Annotated in this window: 5 protein-coding genes and 1 riboswitch; of the genes, 3 read left to right on the top strand and 2 right to left on the bottom strand. The window is 65.6% G+C overall.

What is annotated here, in order from left to right:
• Positions 1-13: 13 nt before the first annotated feature.
• Positions 14-1,462: an adenosylhomocysteinase gene (ahcY, locus tag EPB08_RS13925; protein WP_130619703.1), complete on the bottom strand. Its 1,449-nt coding sequence runs from the start codon at positions 1,460-1,462 to the stop codon at positions 14-16.
• Positions 1,463-1,499: 37 nt separating this feature from the next.
• A riboswitch (S-adenosyl-L-homocysteine riboswitch) is annotated at positions 1,500-1,609 on the bottom strand.
• Positions 1,610-1,743: 134 nt separating this feature from the next.
• On the opposite strand from ahcY, the gene EPB08_RS13920 reads away from it, so the two are divergent.
• Positions 1,744-4,242: a S9 family peptidase gene (locus EPB08_RS13920; RefSeq protein ID WP_130619702.1), complete on the top strand. Its 2,499-nt coding sequence runs from the start codon at positions 1,744-1,746 to the stop codon at positions 4,240-4,242.
• A gap of 138 nt (positions 4,243-4,380) precedes the next feature.
• Complete coding sequence (ppc, locus tag EPB08_RS13915) at positions 4,381-7,086, top strand: phosphoenolpyruvate carboxylase (RefSeq protein WP_130619701.1); 2,706 nt, start codon at positions 4,381-4,383, stop codon at positions 7,084-7,086.
• Positions 7,087-7,191: 105 nt separating this feature from the next.
• On the opposite strand, the gene EPB08_RS13910 is transcribed toward ppc, so the two are convergent.
• On the bottom strand, positions 7,192-9,057 hold the full coding sequence (locus EPB08_RS13910) for an ATP-binding cassette domain-containing protein (protein ID WP_130619700.1): 1,866 nt from the start codon (positions 9,055-9,057) through the stop codon (positions 7,192-7,194).
• A gap of 315 nt (positions 9,058-9,372) precedes the next feature.
• Here EPB08_RS13910 and EPB08_RS13905 point away from each other — a divergent pair, with 315 nt between their 5' ends.
• Complete coding sequence (locus EPB08_RS13905) at positions 9,373-10,452, top strand: D-alanyl-D-alanine carboxypeptidase family protein (RefSeq protein WP_130619699.1); 1,080 nt, start codon at positions 9,373-9,375, stop codon at positions 10,450-10,452.
• Positions 10,453-11,271: the final 819 nt, after the last annotated feature.

The following is an 11,271-nucleotide window of genomic DNA, read 5'->3' as shown; positions in this document are numbered from 1 at the left end:
AGACCGACGCCGCTTAGTAGCGGTAGTGGTCCGGCTTGTACGGACCGTCGATCGGCACGCCGATGTAGGCGGCCTGGTCTGCAGTCAGCTTGGTGAGCTTCACGCCGATCTGCTCCAGGTGCAGGCGAGCCACTTCCTCGTCCAGCTTCTTCGGCAGGCGGTAGACGGTCTTGTCGTAGAAGTCCTTGTTCGCCCACAGGTCGAGCTGGGCCAGCGTCTGGTTGGAGAAGCTGTTGGACATCACGAAGCTCGGGTGGCCATGGGCGCAGCCCAGGTTCACCAGGCGGCCTTCGGCCAGCATGTAGATGCTGTGGCCGCCGCTCTTACCCGGCGTGCCCTCGAACGTGTAGCGATCCACCTGTGGCTTGATGGTCTCGCGCGACACGCCCTTGGCGGTGTTCAGGCGATCCATCTGGATCTCGTTGTCGAAGTGGCCGATGTTGCACACCAGGGCGTTGTTCTTCATCGCCGCCATGTGCTCCAGCGTGATGATGTCCTTGTTGCCGGTGGTGGTGACGTAGATGTCGCCGATGCCGAGCGTGTCTTCGATCGTCGTGACCTGGAAGCCTTCCATCGCGGCCTGCAGGGCGTTGATCGGGTCGATCTCGGTCACGATCACGCGGGCGCCGAAGCCCTTGAGCGAGTGCGCGCAGCCCTTGCCCACGTCACCGTAGCCGCACACCACGGCGACCTTGCCGGCGACCATCAGGTCGGTGGCGCGCTTGATGCCGTCGGCCAGCGATTCGCGGCAGCCGTAGAGGTTGTCGAACTTCGACTTGGTGACCGAGTCGTTGACGTTGATGGCCGGCACCAGCAGCTTGCCGGCTTCGGCGAGCTGATAGAGGCGATGCACGCCGGTGGTGGTTTCTTCGGAGACGCCCTTCCATTCGGCGGCGATCTTCTTGAACCAGCCCGGACGCTCGGCGGCGGTGCGCTTCACGAGGTCCTTGATGACCTGCTCTTCGTGGTTGCCGCTGGGGGTGTTGACCCAGTCGCTGCCGTCTTCCAGTTCCACGCCCTTGTGGATGAAGAGGGTGGCGTCGCCGCCGTCATCGACGATCAGCTGCGGGCCGAGCTCACCCGGATGGGTCAGCATGTCCAGCGTGCATTCCCAGTACTCCTCCAGCGTCTCGCCCTTCCAGGCGAACACCGGCAGGCCGCCGACGGCCAGCGCGGCGGCGACGTCGTCCTGGGTCGAGAAGATGTTGCACGAGGCCCAGCGCACCGAGGCGCCCAGCTCGCGCAGGGTCTCGGCGAGTACGGCGGTTTCCTTGGTGCAATGCAGGGAGCCCGACAGGCGCACGCCCTTCAGCGGCTTTTCCTTGGCATAGCGGGTGCGGATCTGCATCAGGCCCGGCATTTCCTCTTCGGCCATGCGGATGCGGCGGCGGCCGAGGTCGGCCTGGGAGATGTCGCGGACCTTGTAGTCCTGCTGGGCAGAGTCTTTGGTGACTGCGTTCATGGCTTAGCTCCGGGTGTTGCGACCTGAAGGTCGCATCGTGGTCCGGGCGCCGTTACAGATGAAATCCATCGAGCCTGGCCGGAGCACGGGGACGGCACAGACATGTGCGGTCGCACCCGATCTCCGGTCGCAGCGCCCCTCGACGGGACCTCGGAGTATAGCCTCAGGCAGGCGGGCTTTGCTTCCTGGACACCCGGGTTCCATGCCGATCGGCAGGCTTGGCTCAGTGCCATCGAGACGGCTAATGTCGCAAGTTCATACGACACCAGGTCTCGCACGCCATGGAACGTTCGCTTCGACGTCTTGCCCTCGTTGGCTTCCTGCTGGCCGCACTGCCGTTGGTGACATGGGCGGATACGGCGCCGCCCGCCGCATCCGCACCGGTCAATGAATACCTCGCGCCGCCCGCGCCCCTGCAGGCGCTGGTCGATGCGCCGCGTCCACCGGCGGTGTCGATCAGTCCGCATCGCGATTTGCTCGCCCTGACCCAGTCGCCGGCGTTGCCAGGCATCGATGTCGTGGCACAGCCCGAGCTGAAGTTGGCAGGCCTGCGTATCAACCCGCGCGTCCATGCGCAGAGCCGTTTCCTGTTTGGCACCGACCTGTGGCTGCTGGATATCGCCAGTGGCAAGGACATCCGCCTGCAGGGCCTGCCCAAGCCGTTGTCGATCGCGACCTCGAGCTGGTCGCCCGACCAGCGTTATCTGGCTTTCAACCAGGTGGATGCCGCGCAGGGTCGCAACGAATTGTGGGTCGTCGACGTGGCCGCTCATACGGCGCGCCGCCTCACCGCGTTGCCGCTCAACACCGTGGCAGGACGTGGCTATCGCTGGATGCCCGACAGCAAGCAGCTGCTGGTGCAGCTGCAGCCCGAAGGGCAGGGCGCGCCGCCGGTGGCCAGCGTGATTCCGACGGGCCCGAACACGCAGCAGACGCAGGCCGGCAGTGGCGTGAAGGCGATCCGTACCTATCAGGACATGCTGCGCAACGAAGACGATGCGCGACAGCTGGAGTATTACCTGCGCTCGCAGTCCGCCCTGGTGGATCTCGACGGCAAGGTCACGCCGCTGGGCGAGCCCGCGCTCACGCTGGCGATCAGCGCCTCGCCGGATGGCCGCTACCTGTTGCGCGAGCGCGTGGAGCGCCCGTTCTCCTATCTGGTGCCGGTAGTGAGTTTCCCGCGCCGCATCGAAGTGCTGGATCGCGACGGCAAGCTGGTGAAGGAAATCGCCCACCTGCCCCTGGTGGAAGGCCTGCCGACCGGCAATGACGCCGTGCCCACGGGCGTGCGCGACATCGACTGGCGCGCGGACGCACCGGCCACGCTGGTGTGGGCCGAAGCGCAGGATGGCGGCGACCCGGCACGTGTGGCGGAGACCCGTGATCTCGTGCTGATGCAGGCCGCGCCGTTTGACCAGGCACCGGTGACGCTGGCCCGGCTGGGCAGTCGCTACGCCGGTGCCTATTGGGGTAACGGCAAGCTCGCGCTGATCGACGAGTTCTGGTGGAAGACGCGCAAGGTGAAGGAGTGGCGCGTGGCGCCGGACGAACCCTCGCAGGCGCCTTCGCTGGTGCGCGAAGGCTCGTCGGAAGATCGCTACCGCAATCCCGGCAAGCCCGCGACGATGATCGACGAACACGGCGAGTCGCGCCTGATGCTGGCCGCCGACGGCGAAAGCATCTATCGCCTGGGCGATGGCGCCTCGCCCGAGGGCGATCGTCCGTTCCTGGACAAGGTGAATCTCGGCAACGGCCAGAGCACGCGCCTGTTCCGCTCGCAGGCACCGTATTACGAAGCGGCCCTGGTGCTGCTGGACGGCGAAGGAAAGCGCGCGCTGGTGTCGCGCGAATCACCCAACGAGCCGACCAACTACTACGTGCGTGACCTGGCCTCCAAGGGGCAGCCGCGTCCGCTCACGCACTTCCCGCATCCGTTGCCGCAGCTGAAGGGCGTGAAGAAGGAACAGATCCGCTACAAGCGCAAGGATGGCGTGGAACTCTCCGCCACGTTGTACCTGCCGCCGAACTACGATCCGAAGAAGGACGGCCCGCGGCCGATGCTGATGTGGGCGTATCCCGCGGAGTTCAAATCGGCCGACGCCGCCGGTCAGGTCACCGACTCGCCCTACCGATTCAACAGCATCGGCTTCTGGGGTCCGCAGGCCTTCCTCGCCATGGGTTACACCGTGCTGGACCACTTCTCGGTGCCAATCGTGGGTGAGGGCAGCAAGGAACCCAACGACACCTATATCCCGCAGCTGGTGGCGAGCGCCGAAGCAGCGGTGGATGAAGTGGTGCGCCGTGGCGTGGCCGATCGCAATCGCATCGCGGTGGGCGGGCATTCGTACGGCGCGTTCATGACCGCAAACCTGCTGGCGCATACGCGCCTGTTCAAGGCGGGCATCGCGCGCAGCGGCGCCTACAACCGCACGCTTACGCCGTTCGGCTTCCAGTCGGAGGAGCGTAACTACTGGCAGGCGCAGGACGTGTACCAGGCGATGTCGCCGTTCAATTACGCCGAGAACATCAAGGACGCGCTGCTGATGATCCACGGCGAGCAGGACAACAATTCCGGCACCTTCCCGGTGCAGAGCGAGCGTCTGTACGCGGCGATCAAGGGGCTTGGCGGCACGGCGCGACTGGTGATGCTGCCCAACGAGGCGCATGCCTATCGCGCGCGTGAGTCCATCATGCAGATGCTGGCCGAGACCAACGCGTGGCTGGAGCGTTACGTGAAGCAGGCCAAGCCCGCGGAGGGCAGCGCAGCCGGCGCGCCTTGAGCGAAATGGTTGCATCTGAAACGGGGCGCCTGGCGCCCCGTTTTCGTTGATGCCTTTTCAATTCGCTTTTGTGGCAGCGCACAAATCGTCTCCGCTTCGAGTAGTCTTGGACGTCCAGACATCCGCAATGTGGCATCGATGAACCAGCACCGCAGTCCTGAGTTCGCCCCGCACGACGCACCCCTGCGCGAAGACGTTCGCCGCCTTGGCACCCTGGTCGGCAACATGCTGGCCGAGCAGATTTCCCCCGCATTCCTCGATGAGATCGAGCGCATCCGCATGGCTGCCATCGAGCGCCGGCAGGAAGACCTGCCGCTCGATGCGCTGTCCGGACTGTTGACCGGCGTCGACACCGGGCATGCCGAGTCGCTGGCTCGTGCATTCGCCAGCTATTTCCAGGCCGTGAATATCGCCGAGCGCATTCACCGCATCCGCCGTCGCCGCGACTACCAGCGCGAAGGTGGTGCGCCGCAGCCCGAATCGTTGCTGGACGCGCTGACACGCCTGAAGGCGCAGGGTGTCGAGGCGGGCGAACTGCTCGAATGGCTGGAACGGCTGCAGATCGAACCCGTATTCACCGCGCACCCCACTGAAGCCGTGCGCCGCTCGCTGCTGGAGAAGGAGCAATCCATCGTGCGCGCGCTGGTCGACAACTTCGACCCCACACGCACGCCGCAGGAACGCAAGGAAGACGACGATCGCATCTACATGGCGCTGAGCGCGGGCTGGCAGACAGCCGAGGCATCGCCCATCAGTCCTACCGTGCAGGACGAGCACCATCACGTCGGCTTCTACCTCGCCAATCCGATCTACCGCATCGTGCCGGCGCTGTACGAGTCGCTGGCCGATGCCTTGCAGACGGTGTACGGCGTGGCCGTGCCCATCCCGCGCCTGCTCAGCTTCGCCACCTGGGTGGGCGGCGACATGGACGGTAACCCCAACGTGGGCGCCGCGACTATCGCCAACAGCCTGTCGACGCAGCGCGCGCATGTGCTGGAGCATTACATCGAAGACCTGTCCGGATTGGCGCGCCTGCTCAGCCAGACGGAGGATCGCGTCGACGTGGACAGCGCGCTGGCGCGGCAACTGTTCGATTACCGCGTGCGCTATCCGGAGGCAGCGGCCAAGGTTCGTCCGCGCCATGCGGACATGCCGTACCGCAGCCTGCTGACCATCATCTGCGCCCGCCTGGAGGCGACGCATGACGACGGACATCCGGAAGGTTATGCCTCGGCGCAGGAGTTGCTGGACGACTTGCACCTGATTGCGGCGAGCCTGATCGATCATCGCGGCCTGCATGCCGGCGCCTATGCCGTGCGCCGCCTGATATGGCGCGTGCGCACCTTCGGTTTTCATCTCGCGCGCCTGGACGTGCGACAGGACTCGCGCATGCACGACGATGCGCTGGCCTTGTTGCTGGACGACGCCGAGTGGTCGACGCGTGACGTGGCCGACAAGGCACAACGCCTGCGCCCCTTTGCCGGTGGCGAGCAAACGCTCGCTGCCAGCGAGGAAACCGCGGCGGTCGCGCTGCACGATGTCTTCGCCACCTTGCGCGAATCGCGTGAGCGGTACGGCGCCGACGCACTCGGCCTCTACATCATCAGCATGGCGCGCTCGGCGGCTGATGTGCTCGCCGTGCTGGCGCTGGCGCGCTATGGCGGACTCGTGGAGCAGGGACGCGTGCCGTTGGATATCGCGCCGCTGTTCGAGACCGTGGACGACCTGGCGAATGCACCGACAACGCTGCGCGCGTTGCTGGAAGATCCGGTGTATCGCGAGCATCTCGCCTCGCGCGGAGGGCGCCAGTGGGTGATGCTTGGCTACTCCGACAGCGGCAAGGATGGCGGCACGCTGGCCTCGCGCTGGGGTTTGCAGCGCGCCCAGGTGGAGCTGTTGGAAGTGGCGGCGGAGTTTGATATCCGTCTCTCGTTCTTCCATGGACGCGGTGGCTCGGCCAGTCGTGGCGGCGCGCGCATCGCGCCTGCGTTGATGTCCTCCCCGCGGGGTTCGGTGGCCGGCGTATTGCGCGTTACCGAGCAGGGCGAGGTCATCCATCGAAAGTACGGCATCCGTGCGCTGGCCCTGCGCAATCTCGAGCAGACCGTAGGTGCCGTGCTGCGCGCATCGCTGCGCCCACGAACGAGCGAGCCACGCGAGGAAGCGTGGCGCGAGCGCATGGGTGTGCTCTCGGCGTGCAGCCGGCAGCACTACCGCGCGTTCGTGGATCGCGAGGGTTTCGTCGACTATTTCCGCACCGCCACGCCGATCGACGTGATCGAGCGCATGACGCTGGGTTCGCGCCCTTCACGCCGGCGCAGCATGCGTGGCGTGCAGGACCTGCGGGCGATTCCGTGGGTGTTCGCATGGACGCAGTGCCGCTCGATCCTGCCCGGCTGGTATGGCCTGGGTACGGCGCTGGAGTTTGGCGCGGCCGAGTATGGCGAGGCTGCGTTGATCGAGATGGCCAGTGATTGGCCGTTCTTCGCGAACATGCTCGACGATGTGGCGATGGTGCTGGCCAAGAGCGACCTGGATATCGCCGAGGCATTTTCGCAACTGGCCGGCCCGCTGCATGAGCCGTTCTTCGGAATGATCCGTGACGAGTTCGATCGCACGCGCCGCTGGCTGCTGCGCCTCAGGCAGAGTGACAGCCTGCTGCAGCACGAGCCCCGCTTGTCGTTGTCGATCGGCCTGCGCAATCCCTACGTCGATCCGATGAGCCTGTTGCAGGTGGATCTTCTGAAGCGCTGGCGCGCCGGCGGCGAGAGCGATGATGCGTTGCTCACGGCGCTGGTGGCCTGCGTCAATGGCGTGTCGCAGGGATTGCAGAACACGGGTTGAGCCTCGTCGTCTTCCCTGCAGGAGGGCACGCAGTGCGCGATAGGCCTGTGACGCGGTGAAGATGCGACGTTGCGGTCGCGCACAGGGTGCGCTCCCACAAGTGCGTTATGCGTCGAGCTCCGACCACCGCGCATATGCCGCATCAAGGTCACGCTGCAGTGCGACCAGCGCCTCGTTGGCTTTCAACACCGCAGCGTTGTCCTGTCGGAAGAACTCCGGATCGTTCATCGCCTCGGTGCGCGCGGCGATGTCGGCCTCCAGGGTTTCGATGCGTGCGGGCAGTTGTTCCAGCTCGCGCGCGTCCTTGTAGCTGAGCTTCTTCTTCGCCTCGGCGATGGGCGCAGCTGCAGGGGCGGAGGCCTTGGCGTCCGCCGCTTTCGCCGCCGCTGCCGCGGCTGATGGTCGTTGACGCAACCAGTCGCTGTAACCGCCCACGTAATCGCCGACCTTGCCCTCGCCTTCCAGCACCAGCGTGCTGGACACCACGTTGTCGAGGAATTCGCGATCGTGCGATACCAGCAGCAAGGTGCCCTGGTAGTCGGTAAGCAATTCTTCGAGCAGCTCCAGCGTCTCGACATCGAGATCGTTGGTGGGTTCGTCCATCACCAGCAGGTTGGATGGCTGCGCGAACAGCTTGGCGAGCAGCAGGCGGTTGCGCTCGCCGCCGGAAAGGCGGGTGATCGGTGCACGCGCGCGCTCCGGCGAGAACAGGAAGTCCTGCAGGTAGCCGATGATGTGCTTGCGTGAGCCGTTGAGCTCGATGTACTCGCGGCCTTCGGCGACGTTGTCCAGCGCGTTGAGCTTGTCATTGAGCTGCACGCGGTGCTGGTCGAAGTAGGCGATCTGGATGCCGGTGCCGAGCGTGGCATGCCCGCGCTGCGGCTGCAGCTCGCCCAGCATGATCTTCAGCAGCGTGCTCTTGCCGGCGCCGTTGGGGCCGATGATGCCCACGCGGTCGCCGCGCATGATGGTGGAGCTGAGGTTCTCGATCAGTACGCGACCGTCATAGGACTGGTGCACGTGCTGCAGGTCGATCACCTTCTTGCCGGACGCCTGTGCGTTGGCTGCCGTCATCTTCACGTTGCCCGACAGCTCGCGCCGTTCGGCGCGCTCCACGCGCAAGGCCTTCAACGCGCGTACGCGCCCTTCGTTGCGCGTGCGCCGTGCCTTGATGCCCTGGCGAATCCACACTTCTTCCTGCGCCAGCTTCTTGTCGAACAGCGCGTTGGCCTGGGCTTCGGCGTGCAGGCGTTCTTCGCGGCGACGCAGGTAGTTGTCGTAGTCGCCCGGCCAGTCGGTGAGCTGGCCGCGGTCGATCTCGACGATGCGCGTAGCGAGCGCACGCAGAAAGCTGCGGTCATGGGTGATGAAGATGATGCTGCCGTCGAACTGGCGCAGGAACCCTTCCAGCCAGTCGATGGCTTCGACGTCGAGGTGGTTGGTGGGCTCGTCCAGCAGCAGTACGTCAGGCTTGCGCACCAGCGCCTGGGCCAGCAGCACGCGACGCTTCATGCCGCCGGAGAGGGCCGCGAAGTCGGTTTCGGCGGGTAGTTCCAGCCGGGTCAGCACATCGGTGACGCGACGATCCAGATCCCAGCCGTTGCCGGCGTCGATCAGCGTCTGCACGTCGCCGGCTGCGTCCATGTCGCCCTCGGCGAGCAGATGGTGATAGCGGGCCAACAGATGGCCGAGATCACCCAGGCCTTCGGCGACCACATCGAACACGCTGCCTGCCGTGTCCTGTGGCACCTCCTGCGCCATGCGGGCGACCACCACGCCGCCTTGCACGCGTATTTCGCCATCGTCCGGCTTGAGCTCGCCGGCGATGAGCTTCATCAGGGTGGACTTGCCTTCGCCATTGCGACCGACAATACAGACGCGCTCGTTCGCCTCGATGGAGAGGTCGACATGTTCGAGCAGGAGGGGGCCGCCGATGCTGAAATCGACGCGCTGGAGTTGGATCAGTGACATCCGCCCATTGTAGCGTCTGCCGACATCGCCTCAGGGTTTCGCGTTAACGGCACTCAAGGGAAATAGAAGGGCGCCGATAGGGAAAAAGTCTTTCGCCGACGGCCTTTTGCGGGCAAACTCGGCTGGCAACGTAGACATCGTTTTCACGGTGAAATCTATGTAAAGGCGGCGCCAAAGGCGCTGTTTTCGTTTTATCGTCCATGGAAACATGGACTTATGTGTATTAATTCAAGTATTGTCTCTGCCCATGGCTGACGCTGCGATGACGATCTCGCAACGTCCTGTTGTCGGCGAGCTGGAAGCGAGGGTAACGGGGTGGCTATCAAGTCCGTAACGCCGGCCGGGGGCACCTGGCGTCGTGGCCTGATCGCATTGTTGGTGGCGTTCGCCGGCAGTGTCACAGGTATCGCACATGCGGGTTCTTCCGCCATCGTGGTGGACGACACCGATGGCCAGGTGATCACCGCCGTCAATCCCGATGAAGCTGCTCATCCGGCCTCGCTGGCCAAGATGATGACGCTGTACCTCACCTTCCAGTCGGTGCAGAACGGCACGCTGAAGATGGACCAGGACCTTCCGGTGTCCTCGTGGGCTGCCTCCAAGGCGCCAACCAAGCTTGACCTTCGCAATGGCCAGACCATCTCGGTCGAAGACTGCGTGCTCGGCATGATCACCAAGTCGGCCAATGACGCCGCTACCGTGATGGCCGAAGGCATGGGCGGTACGGAAAGCCACTTCGTCGAGATGATGAACGCGCAGGCCCAGTTGCTGGGCATGAGCAGCACCCGCTTCGCCAACGCTTCGGGCCTGCCCGATCCGGAAGACACCACCACCGCCCGCGACATGAGCAAGCTGGCGATGGCGCTGTACCACGACTTCCCGCAGTACTCGCACTACTTCGCCACCAAGGAATTCATGTTCCGCGGTCGCCTGGTGCGCGGGCACAACAACCTGATGGACAAGTACCCGGGCATGGATGGCCTGAAGACGGGCTACACCAATGCCGCGGGGTTCAACCTGGCCTCCACCGCCACGAAGGATGGCCGTCGCCTGTTCAGCGTGGTGCTCGGCGGCCGTACCGCCGCCACGCGCGACCGCCTGATGGCCCGCCTGCTGGACGACGGCTTCGAGAACCAGGAGACGCCGGCCGAGCTGGTCGCGCAGGTTGGTGCCGTGCCGGCCGCCGCCAAGGGCAGCCGCAGCAAGGCGTCCGCCAAGGCCACCGCCGTGGCCGACGCCACGCCGGCCTCGCGTCGCCACCATCGCCGCAGCAAGGCTGACGCCGTGGCTGCTCGTGGCGCCGCCACCTGCTCGAAGAAGAAGGCCTCCACCTGCCCGGCGCCGAAGGCGACGGCGAGGAAGGTGGCGTCGGTGGGGTCGTCGCCGGACAAGTGAGGCGGCTCAGCGGAGATGCAGCAGACGGGTCGCGCAAGCGGCCCGTTTTTGTTTGGGCGAAACGAAACGCTTTCTGTAGGAGCGCACCCAGTGCGCGACCGCCCTTCGCCCCGGTCTTTATCGCTCATCATCCCAGCGAAGGCTGGACAAGCGCGTAGCGCGCAGAACGCCCGCAGGGCTACTCCGAAGGGGCGAGCGTAGCGAGTCATCCAGTGACTTGGCTCTCTGCTTCCGGGCGTGACGTTCTCGCCAGTTGGCTCGCCTGCCGCGGGCTTCCGACGGCCTGCCGGCCGCCGGGTTACTTCTCTTTGCGTGGCCAAAGAGAAGTAACCAAGAGAAAGGCCACCCCATTTCGCGCCTTCCGGGCGTTCGCCCGGAAGGTCCGCGGCCGGGCTCCGGGGTTTGTCGACAGGGCCTCCTGCCCTGACGACCAACTGGCCGGCGTCCTGCCGGCCACCCTTCGGGCTGTTCCTCCACCCGCCCGCCGCGGCATAGGGGAGGGGAGATCAAGAGCCGGAGCGAAGAGCGGATTCTCCTACCCTGTGGGAGCGCACCCAGTGCGCGACCGCGGCGTGGGGCATGACCTCTGCGGTCGCGCACTGGGTGCGCTCCCACAACGAACGATGACGCCTGCCTCTCTAACGCGATGTGCCGCGCAGCGGCACGAGCCTTCAAACATCCCCTGTGTGGCGGTGAGGGGTGGACGATCAGGCCCCGCAGGGGTGCCCGACAAGGACGGCGGGCACTTTTCGTCCGGGCAGGAGCCCGGTCGAAAAGCCCGGCCGCCCCTCACGGACTGGCTGGGCCGTAGGCCCGGCC

It is taken from the genome of Dyella amyloliquefaciens, from assembly GCF_004296575.1.
In the GTDB taxonomy this organism is placed as follows: Bacteria; Pseudomonadota; Gammaproteobacteria; order Xanthomonadales; family Rhodanobacteraceae; genus Dyella; species Dyella amyloliquefaciens.
The sequence above is the reverse complement of the archived record's forward strand: the minus strand, read 5'-3'. Positions and strand labels throughout refer to the sequence as shown.

Coding starts and splice junctions, on each gene's coding strand:
- ahcY (WP_130619703.1), bottom strand. CDS start 1,462: ATGAACGCAGTCACCAAAGACTCTGCCCAGCAGGACTACAAGGTCCGC.
- EPB08_RS13920 (WP_130619702.1), top strand. CDS start 1,744: ATGGAACGTTCGCTTCGACGTCTTGCCCTCGTTGGCTTCCTGCTGGCC.
- ppc (WP_130619701.1), top strand. CDS start 4,381: ATGAACCAGCACCGCAGTCCTGAGTTCGCCCCGCACGACGCACCCCTG.
- EPB08_RS13910 (WP_130619700.1), bottom strand. CDS start 9,057: ATGTCACTGATCCAACTCCAGCGCGTCGATTTCAGCATCGGCGGCCCC.